The organism is Mesocryomonas lacus, assembly GCF_055730135.2.
In genome coordinates this window covers 1-18335 of sequence record NZ_JBUZWE020000016.1, presented here as the reverse complement: position 1 = coordinate 18335, position 18335 = coordinate 1, and the positions used below count along the sequence as shown (strand labels likewise).

Annotated in this window: 20 protein-coding genes; 16 read left to right on the top strand and 4 right to left on the bottom strand. The window is 63.9% G+C overall.

Annotated features, from left to right (window positions below; genetic code table 11):
- Window positions 1-441: 441 nt before the first annotated feature.
- The 15 genes from ACZLZY_RS21450 (at window position 442) to ACZLZY_RS21380 (ending at window position 14599) form a co-directional block, all read left to right on the top strand.
- The gene (locus tag ACZLZY_RS21450) at window positions 442-1113 is read left to right on the top strand and encodes a response regulator transcription factor (RefSeq protein WP_472936093.1); all 672 of its coding nucleotides are present in this window, start codon (window positions 442-444) and stop codon (window positions 1111-1113) included.
- Window positions 1114-1289: 176 nt separating this feature from the next.
- Window positions 1290-2630, top strand: coding sequence for a flagellar hook protein FlgE (locus ACZLZY_RS21445; RefSeq protein ID WP_472936092.1), 1341 nt, complete (start codon window positions 1290-1292; stop codon window positions 2628-2630).
- A gap of 110 nt (window positions 2631-2740) precedes the next feature.
- The gene (gene flgK, locus ACZLZY_RS21440; protein WP_472936091.1) at window positions 2741-4528 is read left to right on the top strand and encodes a flagellar hook-associated protein FlgK; all 1788 of its coding nucleotides are present in this window, start codon (window positions 2741-2743) and stop codon (window positions 4526-4528) included.
- Between the two features lie 14 nt (window positions 4529-4542).
- Window positions 4543-5634, top strand: coding sequence for a flagellar hook-associated family protein (locus tag ACZLZY_RS21435; RefSeq protein WP_472936090.1), 1092 nt, complete (start codon window positions 4543-4545; stop codon window positions 5632-5634).
- Between the two features lie 81 nt (window positions 5635-5715).
- On the top strand, window positions 5716-6063 hold the full coding sequence (gene flaF, locus ACZLZY_RS21430) for a flagellar biosynthesis regulator FlaF (protein ID WP_472936089.1): 348 nt from the start codon (window positions 5716-5718) through the stop codon (window positions 6061-6063).
- A gap of 5 nt (window positions 6064-6068) precedes the next feature.
- Window positions 6069-6527: a flagellar biosynthesis repressor FlbT gene (gene flbT, locus ACZLZY_RS21425; RefSeq protein WP_472936088.1), complete on the top strand. Its 459-nt coding sequence runs from the start codon at window positions 6069-6071 to the stop codon at window positions 6525-6527.
- Window positions 6524-6934: a flagellar hook assembly protein FlgD gene (flgD, locus tag ACZLZY_RS21420; RefSeq protein WP_472936087.1), complete on the top strand. Its 411-nt coding sequence runs from the start codon at window positions 6524-6526 to the stop codon at window positions 6932-6934. The genes flbT and flgD overlap by 4 nt, the downstream gene beginning before the upstream one ends.
- A gap of 5 nt (window positions 6935-6939) precedes the next feature.
- Entirely contained in the window at window positions 6940-7206 is a 267-nt protein-coding gene (gene fliQ, locus ACZLZY_RS21415; RefSeq protein WP_472936086.1) for a flagellar biosynthesis protein FliQ, read from the top strand.
- Window positions 7207-7554: 348 nt separating this feature from the next.
- Window positions 7555-9648: a flagellar biosynthesis protein FlhA gene (gene flhA, locus ACZLZY_RS21410; protein WP_472936085.1), complete on the top strand. Its 2094-nt coding sequence runs from the start codon at window positions 7555-7557 to the stop codon at window positions 9646-9648.
- Complete coding sequence (locus ACZLZY_RS21405; protein WP_472936084.1) at window positions 9645-10400, top strand: flagellar biosynthetic protein FliR; 756 nt, start codon at window positions 9645-9647, stop codon at window positions 10398-10400. The genes flhA and ACZLZY_RS21405 overlap by 4 nt, the downstream gene beginning before the upstream one ends.
- On the top strand, window positions 10397-10804 hold the full coding sequence (locus ACZLZY_RS21400) for a hypothetical protein (protein WP_472936083.1): 408 nt from the start codon (window positions 10397-10399) through the stop codon (window positions 10802-10804). Before ACZLZY_RS21405 ends, ACZLZY_RS21400 begins: the two co-directional genes overlap by 4 nt.
- A 75-nt stretch (window positions 10805-10879) precedes the next feature.
- Window positions 10880-11389: a rod-binding protein gene (locus ACZLZY_RS21395; RefSeq protein ID WP_472936082.1), complete on the top strand. Its 510-nt coding sequence runs from the start codon at window positions 10880-10882 to the stop codon at window positions 11387-11389.
- A gap of 47 nt (window positions 11390-11436) precedes the next feature.
- Window positions 11437-11796, top strand: a complete 360-nt coding sequence (locus ACZLZY_RS21390; RefSeq protein WP_472936081.1) for a flagellar protein FlgN — start codon at window positions 11437-11439, stop codon at window positions 11794-11796.
- Entirely contained in the window at window positions 11793-12299 is a 507-nt protein-coding gene (locus tag ACZLZY_RS21385; RefSeq protein WP_472936080.1) for a hypothetical protein, read from the top strand. Before ACZLZY_RS21390 ends, ACZLZY_RS21385 begins: the two co-directional genes overlap by 4 nt.
- A 128-nt stretch (window positions 12300-12427) precedes the next feature.
- A complete protein-coding gene (locus tag ACZLZY_RS21380; RefSeq protein WP_472936078.1) occupies window positions 12428-14599 on the top strand; it encodes a DUF1217 domain-containing protein in 2172 nt (723 codons plus the stop codon).
- Between the two features lie 54 nt (window positions 14600-14653).
- On the opposite strand, the gene ACZLZY_RS21375 is transcribed toward ACZLZY_RS21380, so the two are convergent.
- A complete protein-coding gene (locus ACZLZY_RS21375) occupies window positions 14654-14977 on the bottom strand; it encodes a hypothetical protein (RefSeq protein ID WP_472936077.1) in 324 nt (107 codons plus the stop codon).
- Between the two features lie 264 nt (window positions 14978-15241).
- Between ACZLZY_RS21375 and ACZLZY_RS21370 the strand changes: the two genes are divergently transcribed.
- On the top strand, window positions 15242-15742 hold the full coding sequence (locus ACZLZY_RS21370; protein WP_472936076.1) for a hypothetical protein: 501 nt from the start codon (window positions 15242-15244) through the stop codon (window positions 15740-15742).
- Between the two features lie 29 nt (window positions 15743-15771).
- On the opposite strand, the gene ACZLZY_RS21365 is transcribed toward ACZLZY_RS21370, so the two are convergent.
- The 3 genes from ACZLZY_RS21365 to ACZLZY_RS21355 form a co-directional block, all read right to left on the bottom strand.
- Complete coding sequence (locus ACZLZY_RS21365; RefSeq protein ID WP_472936075.1) at window positions 15772-16083, bottom strand: polyhydroxyalkanoic acid system family protein; 312 nt, start codon at window positions 16081-16083, stop codon at window positions 15772-15774.
- Between the two features lie 131 nt (window positions 16084-16214).
- Window positions 16215-17552, bottom strand: a complete 1338-nt coding sequence (locus tag ACZLZY_RS21360) for a DEAD/DEAH box helicase (protein WP_472936074.1) — start codon at window positions 17550-17552, stop codon at window positions 16215-16217.
- Window positions 17553-17959: 407 nt separating this feature from the next.
- On the bottom strand, window positions 17960-18335 hold a 376-nt coding region (locus ACZLZY_RS21355), incomplete at its 5' end, for a hypothetical protein (RefSeq protein ID WP_472936073.1).

Sequence of the window (18335 nt, the reverse complement as noted above, 5' to 3'; positions counted from 1 at the left end):
GAGAAACCAGCGCCTGGCGCTACGGCTAGCTACGGCTGTGCTCCTTCGCGGACGGTCCGAGGCGTTGGCTGATGCGAGCAGTGCAACCTGCCGGACGCATGGCGCTACCGGAGACCGGCAAGGCGGCCAACGAACGAGCCGATGAGATCGGCGCCTCGGTCAAAACGTTCCGGAGGAGGGTGCACTGCAACAGGCTGACGACCTCAGGCGAATGGTTAACAAACCGTTGACAAACCGCGCAGGCACCCTGTCATCCCCGCGAATCCGGCATTTTTGTTTTTTCTGAAGCTTTCGCAAAGCTGCCTAACCCGTTGCATCGCCTGTCTCTTTGCCAGCTACCTGAAAGGTCCCATTAACCTTATAGTGAGTTTTAGGGATAGCTCGCCTGGGCCTTAACGCCGTATCAATATCTCCAGAGAAACCCGACGGCAGGTGGATGTGATGATCGTAGTTGTGGACAACCGTGAACTGGTCACGAACGGATATCAGTCGCTTTTCGGCATGGAAGGCGTGTCCGCCGCGGGCTTTCAGGTCGAGGAATTTCGCGAGTGGGTCGAGACCGCTCCCGAGACCGACATCTCCGCCGTCGAGGCGTTTCTTCTGGGTGACTTCCCCGAGCGTGGCGCCTTCACCCGCTTGGTGCGCGGCCGGTCCAACGCCCCGCTGATCGCGCTGGCCGAGACCAAGGCGCTCAACTCGACCCTGGATCTCTTTGCTGCGGGCATCGACGACGTCGTCTCCAAGCCGGTCCACGTCAAGGAAATCCTTGCCCGGGTCGGCGCCATCCGCCGCCGCGATGCCGGTGCCGGCAAGGGCCGCACGGTGGTCGAGGAGATCTGCGTCTTCTCCGACGGCCGCGATCCGGAAGTCGCCGGTGCGTCGATGATCCTGCCGCGGCGCGAGCGCCGGATCCTCGAATACCTGGTGCAGAACCGCGGTCGCCGCGTTTCCAAGCAGCAGCTGTTCTCGGCGATCTACGGCATCTTCGACGAGAACGTCGAGGAGAACGTCATCGAAAGCCACATTTCCAAGCTGCGCAAGAAGCTCAAGATGCGCCTTGGCTACGACCCGGTGTCGTCGATGCGCTACCTCGGATACGGCATCGGCGTCTAACGCCTACATTTCTTAAATAAGTATAAAAATCCCGCTTTGCTTCTGCAAAAGCGGGATTTTTCTTTATCTAAGCCAGATTTGCTGCGTTGCAAGGGTTCTGGTGCCTGCCTGGCAGTTTCGCGCAAGCTCTCGCAGCTAAATATCGAGCAGCAAAACTGCCATTGGAAGGGCACCGGATGAGCATCGGCGGAATTATGCGCACAAGCGTCTCAGGCATGACGGCGCAAGCCAGCAAGCTCGGGGTCGTCGCGGAAAACATCGCGAATTCCGATACCACCGGCTACAAGCAGTCGCAGACCGAGTTCTCTTCGCTGATCCTTCCCGGCAATGCTGCTGGCTACAATTCCGGCGCCGTCGAGGTGCAGACGCGCACGTTCATCAGCGAGCAGGGCGGCCTCAGCTACACCGGCAACGACAACAGTCCGAAGAAGCTCGACCTTGCCGTCAACGGCAACGGCTTCATGGCCGTCAGCGACGGCAATGGCGGGAATTTCCTAACGCGCGCCGGCTCGTTTACCCAGCAGGCCGACGGCGCGCTGGTCAATGCCGCGGGCTACACGCTGATGGGCTATCCGGTCGGCACGACCGGCACCGACGCTGTGCTCAACGGTTTTTCCGGCCTCCAAGAGGTCAACCTCAAGACCTCGCTGCTCAGCGCCAACCCGACCACCAAGGGCATCCTGACGGTCCCGCTGAACAAGGCTTTCGTAGCGGCCGTAACGCCCAATCTCCCGTCGCAGAACCTGGCGACGACAGTCCCGTTGTCGAACTCGACCACCAGTACGTCAATCACCGTCTACAACAACTCCGGCGAGGCCGTAAAGCTCGACGTCTACTATACTAAGACGGCGGATGAGACATGGGAGGTTGCTGTCTACGACAGTCGCACGGCCGAAAAGACTCTCGCCACGAAGCCTTTCCCCTACGGAGCCGCCGCTTCTGCTCCCTTGGCCAAAGCTGTCCTGAACTTCAATCCCACAAACTATACGCTGGACAGCATCAATGGTTTTGGGGCTAACACCTCGTCTTCCGGTCCAGGCATGCTGACGATCGACCTCGCCGGTATCGGCGGTGGTCCCTTCAATCTCAACATCGGCGACACTACGCAGTTCACCGGCAACACCCAGCCACTGGCGGCATCCGTCGACGGCAATCCGGCTGAAGTCATCAAGGACATCTCTGTCGGCGAGGACGGCACCGTCACCGCGGCCTTCGCCTCCGGCACGACCCGGGAACTCTTCCGGATCCCGCTGGCCTCGGTCAACAGCCCGGACAGCATGATCGCCAAGGCCGGCAACGTCTACAGCGCCGGCGTCGAGTCCGGGACCGTCCTGATGGGCTTCGGTGGCTCCGGCGGCTTCGGCAAGCTGACCGCCGGCGCGCTCGAGGACTCCACGGTCGATCTGGCGGGCGAGCTGACCAACATGATCGAGTCGCAGCGCAATTACACCGCGAACTCGAAGGTTTTCCAGACCGGCTCGGAAATCCTCGACGTTCTCGTCAACCTGAAGCGCTGATGCTGCCGCGGTAGGCGCCGTCACCCGGCGCCGCCTACCGCACTGCCGTCCAGTCCGCCTTTTGCCGACCCCAGCGCTGCCGCCAACCTCCGACTGCGAGAAACCCCGCCATGTCGCTTTCCACCGCCCTCGATACGGCAAAGTCGTCGCTCGCGGCGTCCCAGGCACAGACGGCGCTCGTTGCGCGCAACATCGCCAACGTCAACACCGTCGGGGCGACGAAGAAATACGCCAACGTCATCACCGGCCTGAACGGCCAGGTCCAGATCAAGTCGGTCTCGCAGTCGTCGAACTACGCGCTGTTCCGCAATATGCTGGATGCCAGCGCCGCGGTCGGCAAGGGCAACGTCATCAGCAACGGCCTCGACCGCCTGAGCGAGACGCTCGGCGACACCGAGCTCAGCCGCTCGCCGGCCGCCATGGTCAGCAAGCTGTCCGACGCGCTGACGACGCTGTCCGCCTCGCCGAACAATTACGAACTCGCCCGCAACGCCGTGACCGCGGCTTCCGACCTCGTGAAGACGCTGAACGAGGCCTCGGCCACGACACAGACGATCCGCAAGGATGCGGACACCGAGCTGGTCAACGCGGCGGCGGAGATGAACAAGCTGCTCGCCAAGATCGAGCTTCTTAACAAGGAAGTGGTCGGTGGCACCCGCAGCGGTGCCGATGTGACCGATGCCAGCGACCAGCGCGACCAGGCGGTCGCCGCCCTGTCGCAGTATGTCGGCGTCAACATCGTCACGCGCGGCGAGAACGACATGGTGCTCTACACCGATTCCGGTGTGACGCTGTTCGAGACGACGGCCCGCGCGATCGGCTTCACCCCGACCCCCGGCCTCAACGAGACCGTGACCGAAGGCAATGCGCTGACGATCGACGGCACCGCGGTCACCGGTAGCACCGCCTATATGCCGCTGAAAAACGGCTCGGTCGCCGGTCTCGTCGCGCTGCGCGACGACATCATGGTCACTTACCAGACGCAGCTCGACGAGACGGCGCGTGGTTTGATCGACGCCTTCAAGGAGAGCGCCGCCGGCATGCCGGACGTGCCGGGCCTGTTCACCGCGGTCGATCCCAGCACGCTGGCGACGGTATCGCGGCTCGATGTCGGCACGTTCGACGCGACCGGGACCACCGCTGGCGATACGCTGTCATTTAATTTTAAATACGGCGATACGACGTATGTCGCGACCGGCACTTTGGCAGCCGGTGACCTGACGAGTGCAGCCAATTTCGCTACCAAGCTGCAGTCGATGGTCGCGGGTGCGATTCCCGCAGGCGGCTCGACGGCACTGGGCGCGGGTAAGGTCAGTTTTACGGCTGACGGTACCGGCAAGATCACTGCGTCCGCTGCCAGCGTCGGCGGTGCAGTGCCCATGACACTGTCGTCCATCGTCGGCTCAGGCGGCGGTGATGGCGGCCTCGTCGCTGGCACAGCGCCGGCGACGACCCCTGCGGTCATCGGCCTCGCCGGCTCGCTGCGTCTGGCGAGCGGGGTGACGGCGACGCCGACGCTGCTGAGAGACGGCATCCAGTACGACTACAACACCGCAGACCTCGGCGGCTTCACGGCGCGGCTCAATCAGTTGAGCACGGCGATGGCGACGACCCGCAATTTCGCGGACGACAGCAGTGCCGACTCCAAGGGAAGCGTCGCCGATTACGCCGCCTCCTCGGTCAGCTGGCTGCAGGCAACCCGTCAGAACTCGCTGAACGAGACGGAATACAAGACTACCGTGCTCGAGCGGACGCAGGACACGCTGTCCAACAAGACCGGCATCAACATGGACGAGCAGCTGACGCAGATGATGCAGCTGGAGCGCTCCTTCCAGGCCTCTTCCAAACTGCTCTCCACCATCGACGAGATGCTGAAGACGCTTCTCAACAGCATCTGACGGAGCTTGAAACCATGAGCATTTCGACGCTTTCCTTCAACAGCGCCACCCGAACCTCGCTGGTCAAGCTTCAGAGCTCGCTCAACGATGCCTCGCAGGAGGTCAATTCGGGCCGGCACGTTGATGTCGGCCGCACGCTCGGCCGGCTGACCGGCAGCGCCATCAGCGCCCGTGCGCAGGAATCGACGTTCAAGGAGCAGCGGATCTCCAATGGCCTCGTCACCACGCGGCTCGAGAACATCGACGCGTCGCTCGCGACCATCAGCGAAGGTGGTGAGGCGCTGTCCAACAACCTCGTCGGCATCAGCGTCGCCACCGATTTCACGGTCTTCGTCAGCGACGCCAAGTCCGGCCTGCAGCAGATGACCTCGGCGCTGAACGCGTCGAGCGGGCAGTTCCTGTTTGCCGGCGACAACAGTAACGTGTCGCCGATCAAGACGGACATGACGCTCGCCGATGCGGCGACACAGCTGAACTTCAGCAACTTCGTACGGGCCGCGACGGGCACCGACGATGCCAGCCTGGTCACCGCCGACCAGATGAAGGACTATCTGACCAATCCCGCCGGCTTTACGCCCACGGCGACCTTCGCATTGCCGGCGCCGCAGCCGACGGTGGCCGCACCTTACAAGTTCTCCGCCCTGTTCACCGATGCGGCATGGTCCGCGAACTGGTCGAACGCCACGAACGGCACGATCGACTCGCCGGTCAGCAAGAGCGAGACCATCACGTCCTCGGCCTCCGCCAACGACGCCTCCTTCCGCAACATGGCCTCGGCCTACACGATGATCACCAGCCTCGACATCGGCGTACTGGGCGAGTCCACGCGCAAGGTCGTCACCGACGCTGCCGCTGTCCAGCTGAAGAAGGGCACCACCGCGATCACCTCGATGCGTGCCGATGTGGGCACCAAGCTGAAGCGGGTCGAGTCCGCCAATACCGAGCTTCTTCGCCAGCAGGACATCATGGAGAAGACAGTCTCGGCGCTTGAGGACGTCGACATCGCGGAAGCAAGCCTGCGCGTCAACGCGCTGAAAACGCAGCTGGAAGCCGCCTATACAGTGACAGGCAAGATTCAGTCGCTAAGCCTTCTAAACTACATCTGATCGAGCGGCAGCTTTCGATCTGATCGACAGCGGACAGCATTTCGGACGGGCCTTTGCCCCGTCCAGATCGAGGAACGGCGCATGTATCAATTCTCCTACGCAGAGATCAGGCAGGAAAGCGGCTCCTCTGCGCGCGAGCGAGAGCGCCAGGCGCTCGAGCATACGCTCGACGTGCTGACGCGCGCGGAGCTCGCGGGTCCTCGGTCGTCGGCGGCGATCGAAGCGATCTACGTCACGCGGACGCTCTGGTCCGTGCTGATCGAGGATCTCGCCAACCCCGAAAACGCGCTGCCGGAAGAACTGCGCGCCGGCCTCATCTCCATCGGTCTTTGGGTGATGCGCGAGACCGACGCCCTGCGCAACGGCAAGGTGAACAGCTTCAAGGGCATCATCGACGTCACCGCGATGATCCGCGACGGTCTGGAGTAAAGTCGATGGCGACGCTGAAAGTCTCCCTTCGGGCCGGCGAGCGGATCTTCATCAACGGTGCCGTGATGCGGGTCGATCGCAAGACCTCGATCGAGCTCCTGAACGACGTGACCTTCCTCCTGGAGAGCCACGTCATGCAGGCGGAGGCCGCGACGACGCCGCTGCGCCAGCTCTACTTCATCGTCCAGATGATGCTGATCGATCCGGCCAACACCGTCGCCGCCCGCGAAGCCTTCACCCGGACCTATGCGCTGCTGCTGGCGACCTCGTCGAACGCCGCGATGCGCGATGGCCTGATGGACGTCGCCGATCTCGTCGGCCGTGACCGTCCCTATGACGGCCTGAAGTGCCTGCGGGCGCTCATGCCGATGGAAGAGGCCATTCTCGCCGACGCAGAGCCGCCGGCGAACCAGTCCACCTTTCACGAGGCCCGGGTTCCCGTGGCCATGGGAGCACGGTCATGACCACGGTCAACAGCACCTCGGCGAGCACGGCAACGACGTCCACGACCTCGTCCACCAAGTCAGATGCTGATCAAGCCAGCCTCGACTATGACGCGTTCCTGCAACTGCTCGTCGCGCAGATGCAGAACCAGGATCCGCTGAACCCGACGGACGCCACCGAGCAGCTCAGCCAGCTTGCCTCCTTCTCGAACGTCGAGCAGGGCATCAAGATGAACCAGAAGCTGGAGTCGATGCTGACGGTCTCCTCGCTGACCCAGGCCGACTCCGTTCTCGGCCGCACGCTGACCTCGTCGGACGGCACCGTCAGCGGTGTTGTGAAGTCGGTCAAGGTGACCGATGCCGGGGCCGTCGCAACGCTGACCAGTGGCGCGACCGTCGACCTCGGCGCCGGCATCAAGATCGAGTAGCCGAGATGAACCAGGCCGACGCCATCGACATCATCCAGTCCGCGATCTGGACCGTGGTCATCGCTTCGGGACCCGCGGTCGGCGGCGCCATGCTGGTCGGCATCCTGATCGCGCTGTTCCAGGCCCTGACGCAGATCCAGGAAGTGACCTTGACCTTCGTGCCGAAGATCATTGCGATCTTCATCATCGTCGCCTTCACGGCCTCCTTCACCGGTGCGCAGGTCTATTCCTTCACCCAGGAAAGCTACGCCCGCATCGAACACGGCTACTGATCAGGACACCGTCCAGCGAACTTTTGTCCTCGAGGCCCCGGGCCGGCAAACGCCGCCCGGGGCCTCTTTGCGTTCAGGCCGGGGAGCGGCTGCAGCCTCGTCGTGCGAGGGGTTGCCGATGCGGACCGGCACCACCGTCTGGGGTGGATGCAGTCGTTGCTAATGTTTTGGAAACCTTTCCAGCCCGGCTCAAGCTCGAACCGTCAGGAAGATCGGGAGAAATGGCGTGCCGTCGGCCCGCTTCTTTCCGGCCTTGCCGCGTAGCTTTCCCGCTGCCGCGCCGGCCTTCCATGCCACGGCGTCAAGCCGGGGGTCACGCACGGGGCGCAATGCCCGAGGGAACGCCGGATGTCGCTCGTCGCACCGCTGAGACTTAGCCCCCCGATCAAGGCCAAGAGCCGCCGTGATATCGGCTTCGCGCTCGGCATCGTCTTCATCATGGCGGTGCTGTTCGTTCCAATTCCCGCCTTCCTCATCGATTTCGGCCTGGTCATCTCGATCTCGCTATCGGTGCTGATCCTGATGGTCTCGCTGTGGATCGAGAAGCCGCTCGACTTCTCGTCTTTCCCGACCATCCTGCTGCTCGCCACCATGCTGCGCCTGTCGCTAAACATCGCCACGACGCGCGTGATCCTCAGCCATGGCGACGAGGGACACAACGCGGCCGGCTACGTCATCGGCGGCTTCTCCGAATTCGTCATGGGCGGCGATTTCGTCATCGGCCTCGTCGTCTTCATCATCCTGATCACCGTCAACTTCCTCGTCATCACCAAGGGCGCGACGCGTATCGCCGAAGTCGGCGCGCGCTTCACCCTCGACGCCATTCCCGGCAAGCAGATGGCGATCGACGCCGACCTCTCCGCCGGCCTCATCGACGAGCGCCAGGCGCAGCAGCGTCGCCGCGAGCTGGAAGAAGAAAGCTCTTTCTTCGGCTCCATGGACGGTGCTTCGAAGTTCGTGCGTGGCGATGCGATCGCCGGCCTCATCATCACCGCCGTCAACATCTTCGGCGGCATCATCATCGGCGTCACCCGCCATGGCATGGATGCGGGGCATGCTGCCGACGTCTTCGTCAAGCTGTCGGTTGGCGACGGTCTGGTGACCCAGATCCCGGCGCTGATCGTTTCGCTCGCCGCCGGCCTTCTCGTCTCCAAGGGCGGCACACGCGGTGCCGCCGAGAAGGCGATCATGACGCAGCTCGGCTACTACCCGCGTGCCATGATGATCTCCTCGCTCCTGATGGGCATTCTGGCGCTGCTGCCGGGCCTGCCGTTCGTGCCGTTCTTCGTGGTCTCCTGCGTCCTCGGCCTTATCGCCTACACCGTGCCGCGCCGGCGGGCCGAAGCGGAGAGGGTGGTCGAGGCTGAAAAGCAGCAGGCCGAGAGCCAGGCGATCGAGAGCGAGCGCCAGTCGGTCAAGGAGTCGCTGCGCATCGTCGAGGTCGAACTCGTGCTTGGCAAGCAGATGGCGGCGCATCTCGCCTTCTCGCGCGACGAGCTTGGCAACCGCGTGCAGAAGATGCGCCGGCGCTTCGCCTCCCGCTTCGGCTTCGTCGTGCCCGAGATCAAGCTCAGCGACGACCTGTCGGTCGATCCGAAGTCCTACGAGATCAAGGTGCACGGCACGGTGGTCGCCACCCAGGCGCTACGGCTCGGCGACCTCCTGATCGTCCTCGGCGACTCGCCGGTGCCCGACATTCCGCATGACCTCACCCGCGAGCCGGCTTTCGGCCTGAAGGCGGCGTGGATTTCGGAAACCTTCGGAGCGGCCGCCCGCCGCGCCGGCTTCGAGCCTGTCGACACGCTGTCGATCATCCTGACGCATCTGTCCGAGGTTATCCGCAACAACCTCGCGCACCTTCTGTCCTACAAGGACACCCGCACGCTACTCGACCGGCTGGAGCCGGAGTACAAGCGGCTGATCGACGAGATCGTCCCGGCGCACATGTCGTTCAGCGGCCTGCAAGCGGTGCTGAAGCTGCTCCTCGCCGAGCGTGTCTCGATCCGCAACCTGACGCTGATCCTCGAGGCCATCGCCGAGATCGCGCCGCATGTCCGGCGCTCGGAAAAGATCGTCGAGCATGTCCGCACCCGCATGGCGCAGCAGATCTGCGGCGATCTCCTGCACAAGGGCCAGCTCGGCGTGCTGCGCCTCGGCAACCGCTGGGACCTCGCCTTCCACCAGGCCCTGAAGCGGGACGCCAAGGGCGACGTGATCGAGTTCGACATCGACCCGCGCCTCGTCGAGCAGTTCGCGACGGAAGCGACCAAGGTGATCCGCGAGAAGACCGATCAGGGCGAGAACTTCGTGCTCGTCGCCTCGCCGGATGCGCGGCCTTACGTGCGGATGATGATCGAGCGGATCTTCGTGAACCTGCCGGTGCTGTCGCACCTCGAGATCGCCCGCGGCGTGGACATCAAGGCGCTGGGCTCGATCTCGTGAACGCGGACGCCACGGTCGTCATCATCGGCATCTTCATGATCTTCTGTCGGATCGGAAGCTGTCTGATGGTGCTGCCGGGCTATTCCAACTCCAGCATTCCGGCACAGATCCGCTTGTTCATCGCCTTCGGCGTCTCTTTGGCCGTCGCGCCGGGGCTCTTGCCGACCCTGACCCCCTTGCTGCAGGGCGCCAATGACGACGCGCGGCTGCTGATGCTGCTGACCGAGGTGCTGAACGGCCTTCTGATCGGGCTCCTCGGCCGCATCTTCCTGATCGCCGTCCAGTTCGGCGGGTCGTTCGTCGCCAATGCGATCGGCATGGGCCAGGCGATGGGCGTGGCGCTGGACGAGAACGGGCCGGAGCCGGCGGTCGTCTCGCTCATCACCCTCACGGCGACGGTGCTGATCTTCTCGCTCAACCTGCATGCCGAGATCCTGCGCGCGCTGGTCGCCTCCTATACCGCCATGCCGGTAATGCTGGGCTTTGCGCCGCGCATGGCGCTGGCCTCGATGGTCGACAACCTCGACATGACCTTCAAGCTCTGCCTGCGCATCGCCAGCCCCTTCGTCGTCTACGCCGTCATCGTCAACTTCGCGATCGGCCTCGCCAACAAGATGACGCCGCAGATCCCGATCTACTTCATCTCGCTGCCCTTCGTGATCGCCGGGGGCCTGATCCTCCTCGGCTATTCCATCGGCGATTTCCTGACGATCTTCGTCGAGAGCTACCAACGCTGGGTGCTGCAGGGATGAGCGGCGAGCAGGCGAGGGCGGACCGTCTACAGCGTCTCCTGTCGGTTCAGGCGCGCAAACGCGAGATGGAGGAGTGGCGCCTTGCCGACCTCAAGCGCGAGGGCATCGCGCTCGCCGCCACCAGTGTGGAGATCCTGCAGAGCCTCGGCGATCAATCGCTGCTGCAGGGACTGTTCCTGGAAGCCAAGGCGACGACGCTGCGGCGCAACGAGGTCCACATCTCCGGCAACCTCGTGCTGCAAGGTGCCTCGGCCAGCCGGCTGCGGGAGGCGCAAGGCATCGAGAAGCGCCTGGAGCATGCCTGCGATGAGGCGACCGGCGAGGCGTCGCGCGCGGCAGAGCGATCGGCGCTCGAACTGGCCCTCGACGACTACCTGACCGCCGCGCGCGCAAGCTTCGAATAAGTTGCACGGCGTAGAACCATCGCAAGAAATGCGCCGCCCCGCATGGTCCAGATTCCGGCGGCGAAGGATTCCCTCATGACGATCCTGTCGGCCACCACCCCGATCGCTGCCGCCGCGCAGAAAACGCCGGCCGCCTCCCCGACGGCGACGGCTGACCCGGCCATCGGCAAGCGCTTCGAGACGGACCTTGCCAAGGCCTCGCAGGAGGCAGGCGCAACACCTGAGACCACCGTCGCCAAAAGCAATGTGCCGGAGAAGTCGATCTCCTTCGTCTCGCGCGGTTCGCGCAGCGGCGTGATGTCGCCGACGCAGCAGTTCGAGAGCTTCGTGCTGCGGACCTTCATCGACGGCATGCTGCCAGAGGACAATTCCACCTATTTCGGCACCGGCACGGCCGGCAAGATCTGGAAATCGATGCTGGCCGAGCGGATCGGCGACGAGATGGCCAAGGATGGCGGGATCGGCATCGCGGAGATGCTGGAGAAGCGCGGCTCCAAGGCTGAAGCCGTCAATGGCGCCCAGGACAAGCTGAAGGCCAGCGACAGCATGACGACCGGTGCCCAGGCCTTCAAGGGCCTCGGCTAGGTCCATCGCATAACGTGCATATCGTCCCGCCCGGACAGAACAGGAAGATGATTTTGGAAACCGTTCTCACACAGTCCATCAACCGGCTCGAGGCACTGCTCGCGGGTGAAACCATGGCGCTGCGCGAGGGCCGCTCGATCAATCTGACCGAGCTCAGCCACCGCAAGAACCAAAGCCTGCTCGAGCTGTCGCGAATCTCCCGTGGCCTGGATCCAGCGAACGTCACCCCCAACCTCAAGGTCAAGCTGAACACGCTGCGCGAACGTCTCGACGACAACCGCCGCGTCCTCCAGCTGCACATGGAGGCCGCCGGCGAGATCACCGGCCTGATCGCGCAGGCGATCGCGGACGCGGAGTCGGATGGCACCTACGGCTCGGCGATCAGTGGGGTGAAGCGGGTCAAATGATCAAGATCATCGCCATCGGGATCTGGGTCTGCATTGCCTCGCTCGGCACGAGCTACGCCGTGGCGTCCTATGTCTCGAAAGACGCGGGCGCAGAAACGGTGGAGCCCACCTATTTCGTCGGGCTCGACTACCGCAAGACCGAGGGTATCACGGTCCCGATCATCGCCAAGAACGCCATCCAGGGCTACGTCATCGCGAGCTTCGTCTATACCGTCGATGGCGAAATCGCCAACAAGCTCGCGGTGCCGCCGGATCCGTTCATCCTCGACGAGGCGTTTCGCGCTGTCTACACGGCCTCGACCTTCGATTTCGAGAAGCCCGAGCAGTACGACCTCGCGGCCCTCACCAACGCGATCCGCGATTCCGTCAACGGCCGCTACAAGCAGGAAATCGTGCACGAGATCCTGATCGAGCAGTTCGATTTCCTGCCAAAGGGTCAGATCGGCGGCGAGGGCCTGAAGCGCGCGCCCGTGGAGCCCGCGGCGCCCGCGACCTCGGGATGACCGGGCGAATGTCGGACGGCGAACATAGTTAGCTTTGCGTCAATATCGCGGTGCTAGCCTCAGGGCGCGACGACAATGACGGGCCATCGGCATGGCTCGATCCATTCCCTCGACCACAGGCCAGTACGATGCTCTCGACCTTGCTCAACTATCGCTATTACGCCGGCAACCTGACGAAGTCGCTCGATCGGATCGAGAAGACGGGGACTGTCGCCAGCGATACCGCCTATTACGACAAGAACATCGGCAAGGTGAAGGACGTCGACGACTTCCTCGGCGACAGCCGCCTCTACACCTACGCGCTGAAGGCTTACGGGCTCGAGGATCAGGCCTCGTCGAAAGGTTTCATCCGCAAGGTCATCGAGAGCGATCTCACCGACAAGTCGTCGTTCGCCAATGCGCTGGCCGACGACCGCTATCGCAAGTTTGCCGAGGCGTTCAGCTTCAAGACCGCCGATGCGGTGAAGACGGCGCAGAGCACCGGTCAGAACGAGTCGCTGATCGAGGCCTATTCGGAGTACCGGGTGCGCCAGGCGGTGAGCCTGGCGTCGAAGACGACCCACTTCGAAACCAAGATGCAGACCATCACGTCGGTGGATCAGTTCATCAACGATCCGCAACTGTTCGACGTCGCGATGCGCTCGATCGGGCGGGACCCGGCGCTGACCTCGAAGACCTACGTGCGGGATGTGCTGACCGGCGCCATCGCCGACGACAAGGCGTCCAGCAGCGATGACATCTTCTTCCAGCTGGCCGAAAAGTTCAATTTTGCCGCGGACGGCAGTCTCGCCACGGGCAAGACGACGGCGATGGATGCAGCCGATACCAGCCAGCTGATCTACGACTTCAACGTCAAGTCGGACAACATGGCGAGCTCTAAGACCACCGCCTACGAGACGTCCTACTTCACCGACAAGATCACGCAGATTACCAATGTCGACGCGCTGCTGTCGGACGATCGGCTGTTCGCTTATGTCAGGACCGCCTTCGGCGTCACGTCGGCGACCGACACCGCTTTCGTGCGCAGCATCCTGACTAGCGACGTCAACGATACCACCAGCGCGCTGAACCAGATGTCGACGGCGACCTCCGCGGACGTCGCCTACAAGCAGAAGATGACGGCGATGCGCGAGGCTTTCAGCTTCGGCACCACCGGCAGTGTCGCCGTCGGCGGCTCGGCGCAGTCCGACGCGATGACCGAGACGACCACCGCGGGCTACTACAAGAACTACCAGACCGATGCGGCCGCCAAGGACGCCTCGCGCACCAGCACCTACAAGCTGCAGCTGTCGAAGATGAAGTCGCTGAGCGACCTCCTCCTCCGGGATCCGGTGTTCGGCCGCGATGCCCTGGACTACGTCTTGCGCGCATTCGATCTCGACCCTGCCACCGAGAGCCTGACGCGCATCCGCCGCGTGCTGCAGAGCGACGTCTCCGATCCCAACAGCTACGTCAACAAGCTCGGCGACGAGCGCTACGAGAAGCTTGCCGCTGCCTTCAACTTCGATGCGACGGGCAAGGTCCGGGAGCAGCAGCAGGTGGTCTCGACGGCCGCGATGACGACGGTCGGCACCAAGTATACCGCAAGTTTCGGAAGCGACCTCAGCGCGGCGAAGAAGGAAGTTCTGAAGTCGGAAACCGCGAAATATGTCGATGCGGCGGGCGGCCTGCGCTCGCTCGACGACCTTCTCGCCAACAAGACGGTGCTTGACTACACGCTGAAGGCCTATGGCCTGGAGGACGAGAAGCTGACGACCACGCAGCTGAAGAAGATCCTGACCAGCGACCTCGGCGACCGGTCGAGCTATGCCAATTCCTTCGGCGACAGCCGCTATTCCGACTTCGCAGCCTCGTTCAACTTCGACACGAGCGGCAAGGTGAAGATCAGCGAGGGCAGCGTGCAGGAGCCGGGGCAGCGGCTATCGACCGAGAACCTCTACCTCCTCACCACGATGGAGGCCGAGGCCGGCGATACCAACGAGGGCACGCGGCTGGCGCTCTATTTTCTGCGGCATGCTCCAGAACTGACGTCGCCGTTGAAGATGCTGGCGGACAAGGCCATCGTCGAGGTGGTGAAGACCTCGCTCGGCCTGCCGGATTCGTTCTCCTCGCTCGACATCGACAAGCAGGCGGCAATCATCGCCAAGCGCATCGACGTCAAGGATTTCCAGGATCCGAAGAAGCTCGACGCCTTCCTGTCGCGCTTTGCCGGGCTCTACGACGTGAAGAATGCGGACTCGTCGGCCTCGCCGGTGCTCGGCCTCTTCGGCAATGTCGGCGGGCTGCTGTCGGTCCTCTAGGCCGGAAGCTTCCCCCGGTCCCGACAGCCTTCGTTCGCCCGGTGCGTTTCGCCGCTATGGTCGAACGGCGTAATAGCGACCGGCGATTTTTTCGGCATCGCCCTCTTCGACGGGGGTTGCGGGCGTCAGGAAACGCAGGCCGGCCTCGGCGCCGGCGGCCCAGACCAGTTCGACCTGCCACTGCTCGGTGTCGCGCTCGTCGAACAGCGCCATTTCCGCCGGCAGCGCCGCTGCGTCGAAGATCCGCACCCGTGCGCCCGAAGGCGTCCTGTCGGTGATCGCACAGTCGCCGATGAAGGCGCCTTCCTCGCTCAGGAGCTTGCCCGGCCGCAGGCGGGAGCGAATGCGCGAGGCGCTGCGTTTTTCGCGTTCCGACATGGGTCTTCCAGCCTCCGATGGCAGCTGACGGGGTATCGCCGTCTCTCCCGCAGCAAAGCCCATCATGCGGCTTTTGGTTGCCGAAGGGCAGGGCCGCCCGGCATATCTTCTAACGGATCGTTAATCACAAATGTCAGCCGCGCGGTCGGCTTTTACGCTTGGTAAACCCTAACGGCACATTCCCCCGCGATCGATCATCAGGAAGAAGGAACCCTTAAGCGGCCAATGGAAGGATGGGGGCCTCTCTACCGCTCGGGGTCGACCATGTTCGCCGTCATTTCCGCCCGCCTGTCCCGGCCCGAATGGCCAAAAACCGCTGGCCGCGCGCCGCGCCGGCTCTCGGGCCTCAGCAGCCTGTTCACCCTCGACCAGATGCTGGCGACCGGCCTCTGCGTGGCCTCGATCGGCTTCTTCCTCGTCGCCTATACCATCTCGGTCAACGACCCCGATTACTTCAACCGGCAACTCCTCGCCTCGATGCGGCCGAGCGACGTCGACCCGATCATCACCGGCGCGGTGGCGGCGGGGGACGGCGCGGCGATGCCGGCGCCGGCGATCGTGCGGGCGGCGCCGCTGGTGCCGGCGGACTTCCAGATCGTCATGGTGTTCCAGGACGAGGCGATCCTGGCGACCGACAAGGAGCTCTGGCGCGTCAAGGTGGGGTCGGAGGTGCCGGGCCTCGGCACGGTGCTGGCGATCGACGCCACCGACACGGGCGGCACCGTCAAGGCAACCGAGGCAACGCTGCGGAGCGTTGCCGAATAAGGCTGAGGGATGCAGCTCCCGGCGCGCCGCTACTTCTTCTCGAGGAGGATCTGGCCGCCCTGGGCGATCTTGCCCTTGATCTTGCTGGCGATGGCCGCGAGGAAGCCCGGCAGGTCGATCTCGACATGGACATTGCTGTCCTCGACGTCGACGCGCCCGACCACCGTCTGCCCGAGCATCTTGGCCTGGAAGGTCAGCCGGTCGCCGGTCCAGACGTCCTCGAACGTTACCATGCCGCCGATCGCCTGATCGCGCATCTTGCCGAAACCTTCCGCGATCCGCACGCGGGCGGTCTCGCGCGTCAGCTTGTGCGGAATGTCGATCTTGATCGTCTCGGCCATGCGGCTCTCCCTGTCTCCTCGATTGCATATGGAGAGGGGAGGGAAGGGCTGCAACATCCGCGCGTTACGCGCCTCAAACGAAAACGGCCGGGATCTCTCCCGGCCGCTCTCAACTCAATAGTATGACGCGATCAGGCGACGGCGCGCGGGCCCGACGGACGGGCGCGCTGGCCGCGATGGCCCTCGGTCTTCGCACGGCCGGCACCGGCGCCGTTGCCGCTCGGACGACCGCCCGAACGGTTCTGGCCGCCCGGCTTGCCGTGGCCGCCGGGACGACCCTGCTGCGGACGCGGCGGACGCGCCTTCTCCTCTTCCATCGCAGCCAACTCGGCGCCGGCGAACTCCGACTCCTTCAGCTCGAAGCGCTGGCCGGTGAGCTTCTCGATCGAACGCAGCTTCGCCCGCTCCGACGGATCGACCAAAGCGATCGCGAAGCCCGACTTGCCGGCGCGCGCGGTCCGGCCGATGCGGTGGACGTAGCTCTCCGGCTCTTCTGGCAGGTCGAAGTTCACGACATGACTGATGTCGTTGACGTGGATGCCGCGCGCCACGATGTCGGTGGCGACGAGAACGCGGGTCTCGCCGGCGTGGAAGGCGGAGAGCGCCTTCTGGCGGGCGGCCTGGCTCTTGTTGCCGTGGATCGCGGCCGAATCGATGCCGGCCTTGATCAGGTCTTCCGACAGGCGGTTGGCGCCGTGCTTGGTGCGGGTGAAGACGACGACCTTATCGAGCGCGGGATCGGCGAGGTGCTTCACCAGCCAATGCTTCTTGGCCTTCTGCGGCACGAGATAGGCGCTCTGCGAGATCTTCTCGACCGTCACCACTTCGGGCGTCACTTCGACGCGCACCGGGTTCTTCAGGATCTTGGCCGCGAGCGCCTCGACGTTCTGCGGCATGGTCGCCGAGAACAGCAGCGACTGGCGCTTGGTCGGCAGCGACTTCACAATGCGCATGACGTCGCGGACAAAACCCATGTCGAGCATGCGGTCGGCCTCGTCGAGGACGATGTGCTCGACCGAGCCCAGCGACAGCGCGTTCTGGTCGACGAGGTCGAGCAGGCGGCCGGGCGTCGCGATGACGATGTCGACGCCGCGGCACATGGCCTCGATCTGCGGACGCGCCGAGACGCCGCCGAAGATCACGTGCTGGCGCAACTGGGTGCCGGCGAGGAGGTTCTTGACGCTGTCGGCGATCTGCGAGGCGAGCTCGCGGGTCGGCGCGAGGAAAACGGCGACCGGCGTCTTCGGCTGGGCATGACGGCCGCTCTTGATCAGCGCGTCGATGACGGGGAGGGCGAAGGCAGCGGTCTTGCCGGTGCCGGTCTGGGCGATGGCGAGCACATCCTTGCCCGACAGGACGACGGGAATCGCCTGGGCCTGGATCGGGGTCGGGGTGGTGATTTCGGCGCGGGCAAGCGCGGTGAGAAGGACGTCGGACAGGCCGAGCGTCGAGAAGCTGGTATGGGTCAAGAAATGCCTTTGACATAATGCGGGGCTGAAGCCCGCGAAACGGCCGACGGTCTTCGCGCTTGCGGACCCAGTCGGCACGGGCCGTGATCGGATCGAAGTCCGAAGGCGCTCGTCTTGCATTCCTGCAGCACTGCGAGAGACAGCGATTGGGAGGAAGGGAGCGCAGCGCGTCACGGCGTTTGCAGGGCGGATATGAGCGTTTTTGTGCGGTGCGTCAAGGCCGGGGGAGCGGGGATGGAAATCTGGCCGATGACAGTCCGCGCAGTTGTTTCGCGTTGGGCCGAAAGTGGACCGTCCGCTCAGGATCAGAAAAAAGGCTGATAGCTGCCGTCGTTGACTCAAAGATCGAACCACAGCGGTCCGCTTGGTGAGATGATCGCTAGTCCTTGAAAAGCATACCGTTATCGTTACTGCTCAGCGAAAGCCTTGTGGCGCTCGTACCGTTCGATCGGCGCATCTGTGACGGGGAAGATCGACTGGAAGCCGTTCTGGAATGCTTGTCCAACGCGCGTCAGTTGCCCTAGCAGCCTGTGCACGTTTCCGGGGGTCTCTCTGATCAGCTGACCAAGTCGCACGCCTTGATCCCCGCTTTTCTCCAGGTAGTTCTGATCCGCCACACCTCCGAAGTGCTCGTAGATGTGCCGCCGCTCCGACATCATCTTGATAAAGGTCTTCTCGCGCCCCGGGATGCCGCCAAGGGGATCGATGTCAAAAACTCTGCCGATGTCTGTCCACGTCGAGTGGTCAGGATCAACGAAGGTTGGACGGCCAAGTCGGTTCCGA